Source organism: Streptomyces sp. NPDC055749, from assembly GCF_053617235.1.
Genome location: NZ_JBSHFH010000008.1, coordinates 42,829 through 58,290, shown reverse-complemented (window position 1 = coordinate 58,290; position 15,462 = coordinate 42,829). Strand labels below are relative to the sequence as shown.

Genomic DNA, 15,462 nt, shown 5'->3' with positions numbered 1-15,462 from the left:
GTGATAGGCGAGGCTTATCGCTGAAGCGATAAGCCTCGCCTATCGATACATCGAAGACCCCTCTTTGACTTCCAAAAGGGCCCGGACCGAAACTGAATTCGCAGTGGGAGCCCGATATTCACAGGCGATAAAAAGGGGAAGAGCGGATCATGCGCAGTATCGAGGACCCGACCGACGACCTGAGGGTCACGCCGCCCAAGACCTGGGCGACGGGTCTTCCCGCGGTGACGCACGCGCTGGAGTACTCGCTCGGCCAGACGTCGCCGCGGCGCACCGCGCTGACGCTGCTGAACATCAACCAGACCAAGGGCATCGACTGCCCGGGCTGTGCCTGGCCCGAGCCCGCGCCGGGCAAGCGGCACATGAACGAGTACTGCGAGAACGGCGCCAAGCACATCAACGACGAGGCCACCTCACGGCGCGTCACCCGGGAGTTCTTCCGCGAGCACTCGATCGCCGAGCTCGACGGCATGTCCGACTACTGGCTCAACCAGCAGGGCCGGCTGACCGAACCCATGGTCAAGCGGCCCGGCGCCACGCATTACGAGCCGATCGGCTGGGACGAGGCGTTCGGCCTGCTGGCCGGGGAACTCCGCCGGCTGGACTCCCCCGACGAGGCCCTTTTCTACGTCTCCGGCCGGCTCAACAACGAGGCCGCTTTCCTCCTCCAGCTCTTCGCCCGCGCGTACGGCACCAACAATCTGCCGGACTGCTCCAACATGTGCCACGAGTCCAGCGGGTCCGCGATGCAGGAGACGCTGGGCACGGGCAAGGGCAGCGTGTCGCTGGACGACATCCACCACTCCGACCTGGTCTTCGTCGTGGGGCAGAACCCGGGCACCAACCATCCGCGGATGCTGTCGGCACTGGAGGAGACCAAGCGCAACGGTGGGCAGGTCGTGGCGGTCAACACGCTGCCCGAGGCCGGACTGATGCGCTTCAAGAACCCGCAGAAGGCCCGGGGCATCATCGGCGGCGGCACACCGATCGCCGACCAGTTCCTGCACATCCGCGCAGGCGGCGATCTCGCCCTCTTCCAGGCCCTGAACAAGTTGCTGCTGGAGGCGGAGGACGAGGCGCCGGGCACCGTGCTCGACCACGACTTCATCCGGAACAGCACCACAGGCTTCGCCGACTTCGCCGAACACGCGCGGAAGGTCTCCTGGGACGACATCCTCACCGCGACCGCGCTGTCCCGCGAGGAGATCCAGCAGGTGTACGAACGGGTCCTGGCGAGCAAGAAGATCATCGTGTGCTGGGCGATGGGGCTCACCCAGCACAAGCACGGAGTGCCCACCATCCGGGAAGTCATCAACTTCCTGATGGTGCGCGGCAATATCGGAAGGCCCGGCGCGGGCGTGTGCCCGGTGCGCGGCCACAGCAATGTCCAGGGCGATCGCACCATGGGCGTGTGGGAGCGGATGCCGCAGGAGTTCCTCGACGCCCTGGAGCGTGAGTTCGGCTTCGCACCGCCCGCTCATCACGGCCTGGACGCGGTGAACGGCATCCGGGCGATGTACGAGGGCCGGGCCAGGTTCTTCCTCGGCGTCGCCGGGAACTTCGTACGGGCCACTCCCGACAGCGAGGTCACCGAGGAGGCGATGCGGAAGTGCCGGCTGACCGCGCACATCTCCACGAAGCTCAACCGCTCCCACACCGTCTGCGGAGACACGGCCCTCATCCTGCCGACCCTGGGCCGCAGCGACCGGGACTTCCAGGCCGCGGGCGAGCAGTTCATCACCGTCGAGGACTCGATGAGCGAAGTCCACGCCTCGCGGGGGAAGTTGTCGCCCGCCTCCCCCCACCTGCTCAGCGAGGTCGCGATCGTCAGCCGGCTGGCGCGCCGGACCCTGGGGGACGAACCATCCATTCCCTGGGAGCAGTTCGAGCGTGACTACAGCACCGTCCGCGACCGGATTTCCCGTGTCGTGCCGGGCTTCGAGGACTTCGACGCCCGGGTGGCCGAGCCGGGCGGGTTCAAGCTGCCCAACCCGGTGAACGCGGGCGTCTTCCCCACGCCGAGCGGCAAGGCCGTCTTCACCCGCAACGAGTTCACGATGCCGCACATACCCGAGGGGCATCTGCTGCTCCAGACCCTGCGCTCGCACGACCAGTGGAACACCATCTGGTACGCCCCGAACGACCGGTACCGAGGGATCCACGACGCCCGCCGAGTCGTGCTCGTCAACCCCGCCGATCTCGACGCCCTCGGTATCGCCGACGGTGACGCGGTGGACCTGGTGAGCGTCTGGCACGACGCGAGGGAACGCCGTGCGGAGAACTTCCGGGTCGTCTCCTACCCGGCCAGCCGCGGATCCGCGGCGGCCTACTACCCGGAGACCAATGTCCTCGTACCGCTGGACAGCGTCGCCGACATCAGCAACTGCCCCACGTCCAAGGGCGTCGTGGTGCGCCTGGAGCCGTGCCGCGGCACCGAATGAACCGACCCGAGGCCTCTCCCCCGGACTTCAGGAACAGCCACCGCGCCCAGAAAGGTACGTCCCGGCATGCCCGTTTCCCGCGTCGCGCGCGGTTGGTTCCCGGCAGCGGCCTCGGTGTTCGCGGCCGGGTGGGGCGCGAACCAGTTCACCCCGCTCGCCGTCGTGTACCGGACGCAGGAGAACTGGCCCGCCGTCCCGGTCGCCGCCATGTTCACCACGTACCTCCTGGGACTGCTCCCCGGCCTGCTGCTCGGCCTGCCGGCCGCGAACCGGTTCGGCAGGCGGCGTGTGGTGCGGCCCGCGCTGGCGTTGTCCGCAGCCGCGAGCGCCCTGCTGGCCGCGGCGGGCGTGGACCAGACCGCGGTGTACGTCAGCCGGCTGGCCACCGGCATCGCGGCCGGTGTCGTGCTGACCGCGGGCACCGTCTGGTTGCAGGAGCTGTCAGCCGGTGCGGTGCGCCGCGGCGCGGGTGCCCGCCGCGCGGCCTGGGCCACCGGTGGCGGCTTCGCGGCCGGGGCGCTGGTGGCGGGCGTCGTGGCCGAGTGGCTCCCGCAGCCGATGGCGCTGCCGTGTCTCGTGCACTGTCTGCTGGCCCTGCTGGTGCTCGGCGCGACCCGTCGCGTGCCGGAGACCGCGCCACCGTCCCCCGGCACCCGGGCGGAGCCGCTCGCCGCGATCCTGTGCCGCGGGGCGGTCAGGCATCCTCGCTTCGTGCGGGTGGTGCTCCCGGCGAGCCCTGCGGTCTTCACCGCCTCCACCGTGGCGTACGTGGTGCTGCCGCAGCTGGTGGCCGACCGGGTGCCGGGGTACGCGCCGCTGTTCAGCGGTCTGGTGACGGCGCTGACGCTCGCGGTGGGCATCGCCGTACAGCCGCTGGCCGACCGGCTGGACCACGCACACAGCGCGCGGGCGACCCTCGCCGCCATGGCCGCCGTGATCGGCGGTCTCCTGGTCGGCGCATGTGCGGTGCACTGGACTTCCGCGGGACTCGTACTGGCAGCGGCCGTCCTGCTGGGAGCCGGCTACGGCCTCACCCTGGCCTCGGGGCTGAGGGAGATCGAACGGCTGGCGCCGCCGAGGGACCGGCACACGGCGGCGTCGCTCTACCACGGCGCCACCTACAGCGGATTCTTCACACCGCTCCTGCTCGCCGTGACGGCAGGGGCCGCGTCCTACCCGGCTCTGCTCGCGGGTCTCGCGGCCGTGGGCCTGCTCTGCCTGGTGATCACGGCACGCTACAGCCGTCGTGACCTGCCCTGACGGCGTGGGAGCTCCGCGGGCTTCCCAGCAGGTCATACCGTCAGCCGTCGGCAGCCCCGTGGCGACACACACGACACCGTCGGAGCAGGGCTCCGAAGAGAGGAGCGAACCATGGGACGCATGACCGTGCGGCGGCGCGTACTGCGCATTCGGGAGGGGGTGTCCTCGCACCGCCCCGACACCCTGGCCGCCGAGGAGCCGATGGAGATCCGTGTCGGCGGGCGTCCGCTGACCGTGACGATGCGCACGCCGGGCGACGACTTCGACCTCGCTGCCGGGTTCCTGGTCAGCGAGGGCGTGGTGCACGCGACCGATGACGTGGCCGGAATCCGGTACTGCGCGGGCGCCACGTCCGACGGAGGCAACACCTACAACGTGGTGGACGTCGCCCTGGCCCCGGGCGTGGCCGCCCCCGACGCCTCACTGGAGCGGAACTTCTACACCACGTCCTCGTGCGGGCTGTGCGGGAAGGCCAGTCTGGACGCGGTGCGCACCACGGCGGCGTGGTCCGTCGCCGAGGACGGCCTGCGTATCGGACCTGACGTACTGACCGCTCTCCCCGACCGGTTGCGGGAGGCCCAGCGGGTGTTCGACAGCACCGGTGGTCTGCACGCCGCCGGGCTGTTCACGGCCGACGGTGAGCTGCTGTGTCTGCGGGAGGACGTCGGCCGGCACAACGCCGTGGACAAGGTCGTCGGACACGCCCTGCGGTCGGGGCTGCTGCCGCTGCGGCGCACGGTGCTGATGGTGAGCGGCCGGGCCTCCTTCGAGCTGGTGCAGAAGGCGGTGATGGCCGGAATCCCCATGCTGGCGGCCGTCTCCGCCCCCTCCTCGCTCGCCGTGGACCTCGCCGCGGAGAGCGGGCTGACTCTCGTCGGCTTCCTGCGCGGCGCCTCGATGAACGTCTACACCGGCGCCGAGCGCCTGGAACCACTGCCGGTGGCCTGACAACCCCTCACTGCTGTGTGGCGCCGATTGGCGTTCCGTCGAGCGGTCCGGTAGACCCATGGGGTGCTGTTCCGTCAACTCGAGTACCTGGTGGCCCTCTCCCGGGAGCGTCACTTCGCCCGTGCCGCCCAGGCCTGTTACGTCTCCCAGCCCGCCCTTTCGGAGGCGATCCGAAAGCTTGAGGAGGAGCTGGACGTACCGCTGGTCCTGCGTGGCCGGAAGTACGAGGGCCTGACGCCCGAGGGCGAACGCATCGTGGTGTGGGCGCAGCGGATCCTCGCCGACCGTGACGCCCTCAAGTGCGAGGTCGGCGCCCTGCGCAGCGGACTGAGCGGCAGGTTGCGGATCGGAGCGGTCCCGACCGCTTCCGGCGCGGTCGCGCAGCTGACGGGCCCGTTCTGTGCGGCGCATCCTCTGGTGACCGTCGAGGTGATAGCGAATCTCCAGTCGGAGGACATCCTCCGGCAGCTGCAGAATTTCGAGATCGACGCCGGAATCACCTATCTGCACAAGGGGCTTTCGGAGAGTCTGCAGGCCGTCCCGCTGTACGAGGAGCGGTACGTGTTGCTGACCGATGCCGCCGACGGCCTCGTCCACCGGACGACGGCGACCTGGGCGGAGGCGTCACGGCTGCCGCTCTGCCTGCTGACCGAGGCGATGCAGGGGCGCCAGGTCCTGGACGAGCTGTTCGCCGAAGCCGGGGTGCGGCCGTCGCCCCGGGTCGAGACCGATTCCGTGGCTGCTCTGTTCGCCCATGTCAGGGCGGGCCGGTGGGCCAGCATCGTGCCGCACACCTGGCTGCACGTGTTCGGTGTCCCGCACGGCATGCGGGCGGTGCCGATGGTCGAGCCGGCCCGGACGGTCCCGATGGGGCTGGTGATCACAGCCCGGGAGCCGGGACCTGTCATCGCCCGGGCCCTCACGGAAATCGCCCGCGACATCGATGTGGCCGCCGCTCTGGAGCGCCTCCCCGGAGACCCGGGACCGCAGTGACGTCGCGCCTCGGCCGTACCCGTCACCCATGCGCCGGACGCGACCCGAGGTCGCGTCCGGCGCATGGAGTGTGTCCCTAGTCCGATGCGCCTTCCTCGGGAGGCAGGCCCACCTCTTCACGGTCCTCCTCAAGGCGTTCCTCGAGTTTCTTCTCGTCCGGGCGCCTGGGCATGCCGCGCCCGTGTCCCTCGTCCGGGTCGCCTTCGACCTGCTTGTTGGACTTGTGGTGATGCGCCATCGTTCTCTCCTTCGGTTACGGGTGCGGAACCGCGGCCTGCCGGTCCGGTTCGCCGTCCTGGCCTGCTCCGCTGCGGATGGTGCAGTGGAGCGAGTCGTCCTTCACGTCGGCGACGATCGTGTCTCCGGGCTCGGCCTCGCCGCCGAGGAGGAGTGAGGCGATGCGGTTGTCGAGTTCCGTCTGGATCGTGCGGCGCAGGGGCCGGGCGCCGAACTCCGGCTGGTAACCGTGAGCGACCAGCAGCTTCTTCGCCGCCTCGGTGACCTCCAGGCTCATGCCCTGGGCGTGGACACGGTGCTTGCTGCGGTCCAGGAGGTGCCCGACGATCTCCGACAGGTCCGCCTCGGTGAGGCTGTGGAAGACGATGATGTCGTCGATGCGGTTGAGGAACTCGGGCAGGAACCGTCCCCGCAGGTCCCCCATCAGCTCGTCCTTGAGGTCGGCGGCGTCGCCCTCGTGGGCGAGGATGCGATGGGCGCCGATGTTGGACGTCATGATGACGACGCAGTGGCGGAAGTCGACCGTGCGGCCCTGTCCGTCGGTGAGACGACCGTCGTCGAGGATCTGGAGCAGTGTGTTGAAGACGTCGGGGTGCGCCTTCTCCACCTCGTCGAAAAGCACCACGCTGTACGGGTGTCGCCGGACCTTCTCGGTGAGCTGGCCGGCCTCTTCGTAGCCGACGTATCCGGGAGGCGCGCCGACGAGCCGGGCGACCGTGTGCTTCTCCTGGAACTCGCTCATGTCGAAGCGGACCATGCGGTCCTCTTCGCCGAACAGCAGTTCGGCGAGCGTCTTGGCGAGTTCGGTCTTGCCCACACCCGTGGGCCCCAGGAAGAGGAAGGAACCGACGGGGCGGTTCGGGTCCCCCATCCCGGCACGATTGCGCCGTACGGCCTGCGACACCGCGGTGACCGCCTCGTCCTGGCCGACGATCCTGGAGTGCATCTGCTCCTCGAGTTTGAGGAGCTTCTCCTTCTCGTCGGCCGTGAGCTGGGAGACCGGGATTCCCGTACGCCGGGAGACGATGTCGGCGATGTCGGAGGCTGTGACCGAGACGACGCCCTCGCGGCGCTCCTCGATACCGGCGAGCTCGCCCTCCACCTCTGCGATCTGCTGCTTCAGCGCCGAGGCCTTCTCGAACTCCTCGCCGGCCACGGCCTGGTCCTTCTCACGTCGCAGCTTCGCGAGACGGTCCTCCCGGCCGACGACCTCGGTGGAGCGACTGGCACTGCGCAGCCGTACACGGGCTCCGGCCTGGTCCATCAGGTCGATGGCCTTGTCGGGCAGGAACCGGTCGCCGATGTAGCGGTCGGAGAGTTCCGCCGCCGCGGCCAGGGCTCCGTCGGCGAAGCGGACCTGGTGGTGGGCCTCGTACGCGTCCCGCAGCCCTTCGAGGATCAGCACCGTCTCCTCGACCGTCGGTTCCGGGATCAGGACGGGCTGGAAGCGACGCTCCAGGGCGGCGTCCTTCTCGACGTGCTTTCGGTACTCGTCGATCGTCGTCGCTCCCACCACGTGGAGCTCGCCGCGTGCGAGTGCGGGCTTGAGCATGTTGCCCGCATCCATCGAGCCCTCGCCCGTCGCACCCGCGCCGACGACCGTGTGCAGCTCGTCGATGAAGAGAATGATGTCGCCGCCGGAATCCTGGACGTCCTCGATGACCTTCTTCAGCCGTTCCTCGAACTGTCCGCGGTACTGGGCACCGGCCACCATGCCCGACATGTCCAGGGAGACGACGCGCTTGCCCTTCAGCGTGTCGGGCACCTCGCCCGCGACGATGCGCTGGGCGAGTCCCTCCACGATGGCGGTCTTGCCGACGCCGGGTTCGCCGATGAGCACGGGGTTGTTCTTGGAGCGCCGCGAGAGGATCTCGACGGTCTGCTCGATCTCCTCGGACCGGCCGACCACCGGGTCGAGCCTGCCCGCCTTCGCTTCCTCGGTCAGATCCCTGCCGAACTCGTCGAGGGTCGTGGACGGCTGCTTCCCCTCCTTCCCGGCAGCGGGCGCACCGTCCACGCGGGGCGCCCGGTCCGTGGCGCCACGCAGCTTCTTCACGTCCACGTCTTCCGCGCGCATGAACCGCGCGGCACCGGAGTCCGCGTCGTCGAGGAGCGCGCCGAGGATGTGCTCGGGTCCGATGTAGGACACACCTGTCGCCTGCGAATGGGCGTAGGCGGTGGCCAGGGTGCGCTTCGCGGCCGGGGTGAGTCCGGGACCCGACGACGGCTCGCCGGACTCGCGGGGAAGCACCTCGGCGATCTGGGCCGCCAGCGTGTCGGGGTCCACTCCGGCCCGGGCCACCAGCCTGCGCGCGGGCTCGACCTGGGTGGCCGCCCACAGGAGGTGTTCGGTGTCCAGGTCGGAGGATCCGTCCTCGACCGCTTTGCGCGCGGCCAGATTGAGCAACTCCTGCGACGACTCCGTCAGCAGGCGGCCGATCGGCACACGCTGCACAGCCGGTGGCGAGGACGCGGGCGACATCCCGAAGAACCTGTTCAGCAGATCTCCGAACGGATCGGCCGAACCGAAGGGTGAATCGAACGCCATCGACATGCCGGCTCCAGGTGCGGGAAGGGGTTCCCCACCACTGAAACGCCATGTCCACCGCTCCGCAAACGGAGTGCGGCGGTCGGCGCGGGCGGTGTACGGGCCGGCTCGACCGACACGCCCGTAACGCGAATATCTCCCGCTATGCCCGTCTCGGGGCGCACCGGTCGACGATGGTCGAGCGCGGATGCGGGGAGGGCACCTCCCGGCTCCCGGGTCTCGGCTCCCGGGTCTCGGCTCCCGGGTCCGCGAAACGTCCGCACTGCCGTGTCCGTTCCAGCATCCACGGAGCACCATGCCCTCCGCGATCCCCCCGAGCACCCACCCCCCGCAGGCACGTGCCGGCGCCCTTGTGCGACACGCCAAGCTGTGGCTCGTACCGACCATCCTCAGCGCACTGGTCGCTCTGCTGCTCTCGCTCCTCTACATGGGCGGCATTCTCAGCCCCAGCGACAATCTGCACCGGCTGCCGATCGCCCTCGTCGACGAGGACCGGAGCCGCCCGCTGCCCGGGCAGCAGGAGAACCTGGGCAAGCAGGTCACCGACTCGATCGCATCGGCCGGCTCCGCGAGCGGCGTCCGGTGGCGCCGGCTCGGCCGCGCCGAGGCGCAGGACGCGCTGGCCTCCGGCAAGGTCTACGGCGCGCTTATCGTCCCCGAACGCTTCACCGCGTCCGTCGCGGCACTGACCACCGACCGGGCAACGGCCCGGCCGACGCTGACCGTACTCACCAATCCCGGCGTCGGCAGCCTGGGTTCGTCGATGGCGGCCCAGATCAACCAGAAGGCGGCCCACGAGGCATCGCTGACCATCGGCAAGCAGCTCTCCGCCTCCGCCACAGCCCCGACGACGCGCCTGCTGCTTGCCGACCCCGTGGCCGTGACCACCAGCGTCGGCCATCCGATCGGCAGGCACAGCGGTCTGGGACTCACCGCCTTCTACTTCACACTGTTGCTGGTCCTGAGCGGCTTCATCGGAGGAAACCTCATTCACAGCGGCGTAGACACCGCGCTCGGCTATGCCGACAGCGAGATCGGCCCCTGGCACGCGCGCCGGCCGACCGTTCCCATCAGCCGCACCCAGACGCTGGTGCTGAAGATGCTCATGACCGCCGGAATCTCGGTGCTGACCACCTCGCTCGTCATGGTGGCTACGGTCTCGATCCTGGGCATGGACGCCACACACCTGCCACTGCTGTGGATCTTCTCCTACTGCGCGACGCTCGCCATCGGCCTGGGCGTCCAGGCCATCAACGCCGCTTTCGGTGGGATCGGACAGCTCGTGTCCATGTTCGTCTTCATCGCACTGGCCCTCCCGTCCTCCGGGGCGACCGTACCGCTGGAGGCGACCCCCGGCTTCTACCGCTTCCTCGGCACGTTCGAGCCGATGCATCAACTCAGCGCCGGCGTACGGTCCATCCTCTACTTCGACGCCCGCGCCGACGCCGGCCTGGCCCGCGCCTGGTTCATGATCGCGGTCGGGGTCGCCGTCGCTTTCGCGTTCGGATTCGCGATGACCCACTACTACGACCGCAGGGGGCTGCGCCGCCTCACACCGCAGCCCGAGTGAGCGAGCCGCCGCGGTCACTCGGCGGGCTTCTCCGGGCGGGGAGCTCTCGCCGGTGAACGACGGCGCAGGTCCGGGACCCCCACCGTGCCCGGGATCAGTAGGCTCGTCCGCGTGCACGATGTGCGGGTGGTACTGATCGGCGGGACGTCGAACGTAGGAAAATCGACCGTCGCCCGAGCCTTGGCGGACAGGCTCGGGTTCGACTGCCTGTCGACGGACGGGCTGGCGCGGCACCCCGGGCGGCCCTGGAGAACGCCGCAGTGGGAGGTACCGGCACACGTCGCCGAGCATTACGGGTCCCTCACGGTCGACGAGTTGATCGCGTCAGTGCTTGACCACTACGAACGGCTGTGGCCCCGCATCGAGGAGCTGATCGCCCTCCGTACGGCGGCGGCGGACAGGGCCGCGCCCGGCCTGGTCCTGGAGGGATCCGCACTCTGGCCCGTCCGCGTCGCGACTCTGGAGGTGCCGCACACGGCCGCCGTGTGGCTCACCACGAGCGACGCCGTCGTGCGCAGCCGGGTACATGCGGCCAGCCGCTACACGTCGGCGACGGACGAGGAGAAGCGGCTTGCGGACAAGTTCCTGGCGCGCACGGAGCGCTACCAGAGCCTCATGATCGACACCATCGACAGGTTGGGCATGGACCGCATCGACGCGCGTGACGGACGGACCGTCGCAGGACTGGTCGACTCAGTGCTGGAAGTGGTGGCGGCGCAGAGTGCTGTGGGGCGTTCACCCATCGGACCGTGACGTCTCGGTTCGGGCAGCGTCGTCAGAAGGCGGAATGTGCTGCCCCGTCCCTCACGGGACCGACTCGCTACTCGGCCGGCTCGGCGATCAGCGCGGTGGCGACACGTCGGAAGCCGAGTCGGGCATAGATCCGGGCGACGTCGTCGTCGCCTGCCGACAAGAAGACGGTCTCCACTCCTCGCGATCGGGCGTCGGCCACCAGCGCCGCTGTGACCGCGATCCCAAGACCACGACGCCGCGCGGTGGGCAGTGTCCCGACACCGACGATCTCGCTGACCGATCCGACCGGCTGATGCTGGCCCGCGCACAACGCCGTCCCGCCTTCCACCGCTGCGGCAACCGAAGTCAGTCCCGCGTCGATCCGCGCCACCACGCGTTCCACCGACCCATCGCCCGCCCGGGCACGCACGGCCTCCGCCAGCTCGGTGACACCCGCCGAGCCGAGACCGGTTCCGGGCTCCGCGAAAGCAAGATGCGGCACGGCCAGCGCGCTCGCCAGCGCCGGGTCGTCCGGACGCATGGTCCGCACCGACAACCCGCCGGGCAACTCGTCCGCGACGGGCACCGGGGCGCCCGGGTCAAGCACCATCAAGGGGTGCTCGTGAACCACAAGCCCCGAGTCCTCGATCACGGCCCGCAGCGCGGGCATGGTCTCGGCTATCCACTCGAAGCTCTCCGGGATCCCGAGTTCACGCTGCCGGGCGCGGACCCGGGCCACCGCGGCGGCGCTCACCTCGCCGGACCAACCCTGAGCCGGACGTGCGTAGAACGGCCATCCCTCGCCTTCCCGCACGAACAGACTCAGCGGCCCGAAGTCCTCGACCCGGGCACCATGACGCGGCACCGCGTCGTAATACCGCTCAAGTCGGTCCAGCAGTTCCCGCTCAGGGCGGTCATCAAGATCCACAGAGGTCACGCGGGGCATCCAACCACCAGCGCACCGAGCACGGCCACCGCATTACGACTCGCCCACAACCACCTTCCGTGCGCTCGCCTCACGGTTCCGGTGTCAGCTCCGCAGCCGGTCCACTTCCAGTTCCGCCAGAGCGCGGAAGTTGCGCGGCGGACGGCCGGTGAGGCGCTGGACCGTGTCGGTGGTGCGGTCCTCGGCGCCCTCGGCGATAGCGTGGTCCATGCCCGCGAGCATCGCGGCGAACTCGGCGGGCATATCGGCGGCCAGGCGGTCGCGCATCTGCTCGTACGTCAACTGCTGGTGGGTGATGGTCCGGCCGGTGACCTCGGTGAGGGTTGCGGCGATGTCGCCGTAGCTCAGCGCTTGCGGGCCCGTGATGATCAGATCGGTGTTCGGGGCCTGCGGCTCGGTCAGTGCGTGCACGGCCACGGCCGCGATGTCGTCTGCGTCGACGAACCCGACGCGGCCCTCACCGGCTGCCGTGCGGATGGTCCCGTCGGCTCGGATGGTACGGGCGTGCGCGTGGTTGCCGGTGAAGTTCTGCATGAACCACGAGGGGCGCAGGACCGCCCACTGGGGGAACAGGCCGGGCAGCGCCTGGTGAACCTGCCCCACGGCAGGACCACCGGCGGGGATCGCCGACGAACTGAGCAGGACCGCACGCTCGACGCCTGCGGTGCGGGCCTGCCGGAGGAAGGGCAGCATGACGGCCGCGGGGGCGGCAGCGCCGAGCGGTGGGATGAGGTAGACGCGGTCCGCGCCGTCGAGGGCACCTTCGAAGGACGCGGGATCGTCCCAGTCGAAGCGTACGGGAACGGCTCCGTCCACCGGGGTGGCACTGCGCCCGGCCGCCTTGACACGCCGGCCCCCCGCGACCAGATGGGCGGCGACACGGCTGCCGGTGGTGCCTGTGGCCCCGATGACCAGGGTGAACTTCTCGGTGGCGCTCATGAGTTGCTCCCGGCGAACTGGGTGGCTGGGTCGTGGACAGTGAGCGGGTTCCGTAGCTGCGGTGGCCGGGGTTGCCCTGTCCCGTACGATACGGACTCCTGGTCCGTTTCGCCTTAGCCCGACGATACGGACCACGGGTCCGCTTTGCAACCGGAGGAACCGAGGAACCCATGGCCGAACGCAAGCCGCGCGCGGACGCCGCTCGCAACCGGGAAGCCGTCCTGGCGGCTGCCGACACGCTCTTCGCTCAGTGCGACAGCCCCGAGACGGTCACCATGGCCGACATTGCGGCAGCGGCCGGTGTCGGCAAGGCGACGCTCTTTCGCGGGTTCGGTGACCGCACCGGTCTGATCCATGCGCTGTACGCGTCACGGCTCGCACCGCTCGGACTCGCCGTCGAGGAAGGGGCGCCGCCGCTGGGGCCCGCCACCCCGCCCCTGGAGCGGGTGCCCGCCCTCCTCGACGCCGTCCTGTGCTTCAAGATCGACAACCGCCACCTCGCGCTGGCCCTGGAGAGCACCGGTAACGACAGCCCTTACGCGGCAGCACACTACGAGCGGTGGCACGGCACGCTCAGGGCCGCACTGGAGCAGATCCCCGGATTCACCGGCAGCGATTTCACCGCGCATGCCCTGCTCGCCGCCACCCGCGCCGATCTCGTCGAACACCTCGTCGGCCGACAGCACATGACGCGCGAGCAGATGCGGACCGGGCTGGCGGCCTTCGTCACCGGAGCCCTGGAACGCCGCGCGCCGCAGGACTGACCGCCCGTGAGGGCGCTCTCAAAGACACGCACAAATAGAGCCCCGCGCGCCGCCGGGCAAGCCCCCGCGAGGGCCTTGGGCGGGGCCTTGGTGGCGCTCTGGACGGTACCCCCAGTCCTCGTATCGCTCGCCCCGGCCACGTCCGGGACGCGCCCGCTCGCGGCCCTGCGACACCCCGGCTGACCTGCGAACTCTCCTGTGTTTTTCGTAGAGTTGGGACACCAGGCGGGCACGTAACGGAGAGGGCATTTCATGAGCGAAACGACCGCAACCGGCAGCCCCGATCAGCCCGGGGAGGTGAGCGTGACGTCGTACGACGCCAGTCACATCCACGTATTGCACGGGGTCGAGGCCATGCGCAAGCGGCCCGGGATGTGGATCGGCTCGACGGGCATCCGCGGTCTGCACCTCATGGTGTACGAGACCGTCGCCCGCTCGGTCGACGAAGTCCTGGCCGACCACGCCGACCGCGTCGATGTCACGCTCACCGCCGATGGCGGTGTGCGCGTCGCGGACAACGGGTGCGGCATCCCCGTCGCGGTGGAGGAGTCCACGGGCCCATCGGCCGTCGAGACCGTACTGACCTTGCCGGATCCCGGCAAGAGGTCCGGCGCCGGCTCCACGGTTTCCAGCGGCATCAGCGGCGTAGGGATGTCCGTCGTCAACGCACTATCAAGCCGCCTCACGGTCGAGGTCCGGCGCGACGGATTCCGCTGGAGCCAGGAGTACGAACGCGGTGTCCCGGTCGCGCCGCCGGCCAAGCACGAGGCAACGACCGCACACGGCACTGCGATCACGTTCTGGGCCGACGAGAGCATCTTCGAGACCACGCGGTACGAGACCGCCACGCTGTGGCAGCGATTCCAGGAGCTGGCCTTCCTCACCGAGGGCCTGACCATCTCGCTCACGGACGAGCGGACTCAGCGGACCGGCGGCGGCGAGACTGAACAGGGAACGGTCCGGATGGTGTGCGAGGGCGGCCTTCGGGACTTCGTCACTCATCTCAACTCCCCGGAGGAGGGACAGGCACACACCGGCATCATCACCTTCGAGGAGGAGAACCAAGAGGAGACGATCTCCGTCGCGGTCGCCATGCAGTGGACCACCTCACCCCAGGACCGTGTCCGCACCTTCGCGAATACCCACCGCACCTACGAGGGCGGCACCCATGAGCAGGGGTTCCTCACCGCGCTCGCGGCGCTGATCACCACTTACGCGCGGGAGAGGCGGCTACTGCCGGAGCCCGGCGGGGGCCTCTCCGGCGACGACGTACGCGCGGGGCTGACCGCGATCGTCTCCGTCAATCTCCGCGATCCCCAGTTCGAGGGCAGCACCAGGACCCGGCTCGCCAACGCCGACGTACACACCTACGTACAGAACGTCGTCCGTGAACACCTGACGGACTGGCTGGACAGCAACCCCACCGAGGCCGAAGCCGCCATGCGCCGCGCCGTCGGGACCGCCATCGCATCGAGGAACGGCAGTTGACCCCGTACTCCCTGGCGTTCTACATGGACGTCGTCACCAACGGCACCGTGCTCGGCCTGCGCCCCACCGACTCCCCCGATCGCGTCAGCGCAGTCCTCGGGGACAAGTTCGGCGAGAACAGCTTCGACTCGCTCAGCCTCCACCGCGATTATGGACTGACCGAGTTCTACTGGCATCGGGCTTCCGCCGACCAGCCCTGGACGGGCCACCACTTCAGCCTGCAAGTGCACCGGCTCGCCCGCCGCGACCGGACGATCCCCGACCAGGCGCTCCGCGCCCGGTACGGCCGGTTCACGCCACGGCTTCGGTTCGAGAAACTGCAGCGCCTCTTGCAGCGACGCGGCGTCCCACTCCAGGAGATACCGGAGCTGACGGGAAACGCACCGCACTACCGGACCTTCTGGCAGCCCCACTCCCACGTGGCCGTCTCCATCATCAGCATGCACGGGGAATACAGCACACCGGGCCTTCTCCAGGTCGGCGACGTCTACAAGATCGAGGCTCCCGTGTCCGCCGAAGAAGTGGGACGGCGGCGACGCGGGTCGTTTGGGCGCGGATAGGCTGTATCGGCGAGTTCGGCCATCCTGGGAGGAAGC

Annotated in this window: 13 protein-coding genes; 9 read left to right on the top strand and 4 right to left on the bottom strand. The window is 69.6% G+C overall.

Annotated features, from left to right (window positions below):
• Positions 1–149: 149 nt before the first annotated feature.
• The 4 genes from ACWGO0_RS08205 to ACWGO0_RS08190 all read left to right on the top strand — a co-directional run bounded on the left by ACWGO0_RS08205 (position 150) and on the right by ACWGO0_RS08190 (position 5,642).
• Positions 150–2,441 (top strand): FdhF/YdeP family oxidoreductase, encoded by a 2,292-nt coding sequence (locus tag ACWGO0_RS08205; protein ID WP_453529858.1) that lies wholly within the window; start codon positions 150–152, stop codon positions 2,439–2,441.
• A gap of 66 nt (positions 2,442–2,507) precedes the next feature.
• A complete protein-coding gene (locus ACWGO0_RS08200) occupies positions 2,508–3,701 on the top strand; it encodes an MFS transporter (RefSeq protein WP_453529855.1) in 1,194 nt (397 codons plus the stop codon).
• A gap of 111 nt (positions 3,702–3,812) precedes the next feature.
• Positions 3,813–4,649: a formate dehydrogenase accessory sulfurtransferase FdhD gene (fdhD, locus tag ACWGO0_RS08195; RefSeq protein ID WP_453529853.1), complete on the top strand. Its 837-nt coding sequence runs from the start codon at positions 3,813–3,815 to the stop codon at positions 4,647–4,649.
• 63 nt (positions 4,650–4,712) lie between these two features.
• Positions 4,713–5,642, top strand: coding sequence for a LysR family transcriptional regulator (locus ACWGO0_RS08190; RefSeq protein ID WP_453529850.1), 930 nt, complete (start codon positions 4,713–4,715; stop codon positions 5,640–5,642).
• A gap of 76 nt (positions 5,643–5,718) precedes the next feature.
• On the opposite strand, the gene ACWGO0_RS08185 is transcribed toward ACWGO0_RS08190, so the two are convergent.
• Together ACWGO0_RS08185 and ACWGO0_RS08180 are read right to left on the bottom strand one after the other, a co-directional pair.
• Positions 5,719–5,880 (bottom strand): hypothetical protein, encoded by a 162-nt coding sequence (locus ACWGO0_RS08185; RefSeq protein ID WP_453529847.1) that lies wholly within the window; start codon positions 5,878–5,880, stop codon positions 5,719–5,721.
• A 15-nt stretch (positions 5,881–5,895) separates the two neighbouring features.
• On the bottom strand, positions 5,896–8,433 hold the full coding sequence (locus ACWGO0_RS08180; RefSeq protein ID WP_453529844.1) for an ATP-dependent Clp protease ATP-binding subunit: 2,538 nt from the start codon (positions 8,431–8,433) through the stop codon (positions 5,896–5,898).
• A 289-nt stretch (positions 8,434–8,722) separates the two neighbouring features.
• Between ACWGO0_RS08180 and ACWGO0_RS08175 the strand changes: the two genes are divergently transcribed.
• Together ACWGO0_RS08175 and ACWGO0_RS08170 are read left to right on the top strand one after the other, a co-directional pair.
• The gene (locus ACWGO0_RS08175; RefSeq protein ID WP_453529841.1) at positions 8,723–9,997 is read left to right on the top strand and encodes a YhgE/Pip domain-containing protein; all 1,275 of its coding nucleotides are present in this window, start codon (positions 8,723–8,725) and stop codon (positions 9,995–9,997) included.
• A gap of 111 nt (positions 9,998–10,108) precedes the next feature.
• Positions 10,109–10,750, top strand: coding sequence for a hypothetical protein (locus ACWGO0_RS08170; protein ID WP_453529838.1), 642 nt, complete (start codon positions 10,109–10,111; stop codon positions 10,748–10,750).
• A gap of 67 nt (positions 10,751–10,817) precedes the next feature.
• Here ACWGO0_RS08170 and ACWGO0_RS08165 read toward each other — a convergent pair whose 3' ends face one another.
• Both ACWGO0_RS08165 and ACWGO0_RS08160 read right to left on the bottom strand, forming a co-directional pair.
• Positions 10,818–11,675, bottom strand: coding sequence for a GNAT family N-acetyltransferase (locus tag ACWGO0_RS08165; RefSeq protein WP_453529835.1), 858 nt, complete (start codon positions 11,673–11,675; stop codon positions 10,818–10,820).
• An 84-nt stretch (positions 11,676–11,759) separates the two neighbouring features.
• Positions 11,760–12,614, bottom strand: coding sequence for an NmrA family NAD(P)-binding protein (locus tag ACWGO0_RS08160; RefSeq protein WP_453529832.1), 855 nt, complete (start codon positions 12,612–12,614; stop codon positions 11,760–11,762).
• 170 nt (positions 12,615–12,784) lie between these two features.
• Here ACWGO0_RS08160 and ACWGO0_RS08155 point away from each other — a divergent pair, with 170 nt between their 5' ends.
• The 3 genes from ACWGO0_RS08155 (at position 12,785) to ACWGO0_RS08145 (ending at position 15,426) form a co-directional block, all read left to right on the top strand.
• Positions 12,785–13,378: a TetR/AcrR family transcriptional regulator gene (locus ACWGO0_RS08155; protein WP_453529829.1), complete on the top strand. Its 594-nt coding sequence runs from the start codon at positions 12,785–12,787 to the stop codon at positions 13,376–13,378.
• A 252-nt stretch (positions 13,379–13,630) separates the two neighbouring features.
• The gene (locus ACWGO0_RS08150; protein ID WP_453529826.1) at positions 13,631–14,866 is read left to right on the top strand and encodes an ATP-binding protein; all 1,236 of its coding nucleotides are present in this window, start codon (positions 13,631–13,633) and stop codon (positions 14,864–14,866) included.
• Entirely contained in the window at positions 14,863–15,426 is a 564-nt protein-coding gene (locus ACWGO0_RS08145) for a hypothetical protein (RefSeq protein ID WP_453529823.1), read from the top strand. The genes ACWGO0_RS08150 and ACWGO0_RS08145 overlap by 4 nt, the downstream gene beginning before the upstream one ends.
• Positions 15,427–15,462: the final 36 nt, after the last annotated feature.

What these genes read in the sequence shown, in the direction of transcription:
- ACWGO0_RS08205 (WP_453529858.1), top strand. Translation starts at nt 150, where the DNA reads ATGCGCAGTATCGAGGACCCGACCGACGACCTGAGGGTCACGCCGCCC.
- ACWGO0_RS08200 (WP_453529855.1), top strand. Translation starts at nt 2,508, where the DNA reads ATGCCCGTTTCCCGCGTCGCGCGCGGTTGGTTCCCGGCAGCGGCCTCG.
- fdhD (WP_453529853.1), top strand. Translation starts at nt 3,813, where the DNA reads ATGGGACGCATGACCGTGCGGCGGCGCGTACTGCGCATTCGGGAGGGG.
- ACWGO0_RS08185 (WP_453529847.1), bottom strand. Translation starts at nt 5,880, where the DNA reads ATGGCGCATCACCACAAGTCCAACAAGCAGGTCGAAGGCGACCCGGAC.
- ACWGO0_RS08180 (WP_453529844.1), bottom strand. Translation starts at nt 8,433, where the DNA reads ATGTCGATGGCGTTCGATTCACCCTTCGGTTCGGCCGATCCGTTCGGA.
- ACWGO0_RS08175 (WP_453529841.1), top strand. Translation starts at nt 8,723, where the DNA reads ATGCCCTCCGCGATCCCCCCGAGCACCCACCCCCCGCAGGCACGTGCC.
- ACWGO0_RS08165 (WP_453529835.1), bottom strand. Translation starts at nt 11,675, where the DNA reads ATGCCCCGCGTGACCTCTGTGGATCTTGATGACCGCCCTGAGCGGGAA.
- ACWGO0_RS08160 (WP_453529832.1), bottom strand. Translation starts at nt 12,614, where the DNA reads ATGAGCGCCACCGAGAAGTTCACCCTGGTCATCGGGGCCACAGGCACC.
- ACWGO0_RS08155 (WP_453529829.1), top strand. Translation starts at nt 12,785, where the DNA reads ATGGCCGAACGCAAGCCGCGCGCGGACGCCGCTCGCAACCGGGAAGCC.
- ACWGO0_RS08150 (WP_453529826.1), top strand. Translation starts at nt 13,631, where the DNA reads ATGAGCGAAACGACCGCAACCGGCAGCCCCGATCAGCCCGGGGAGGTG.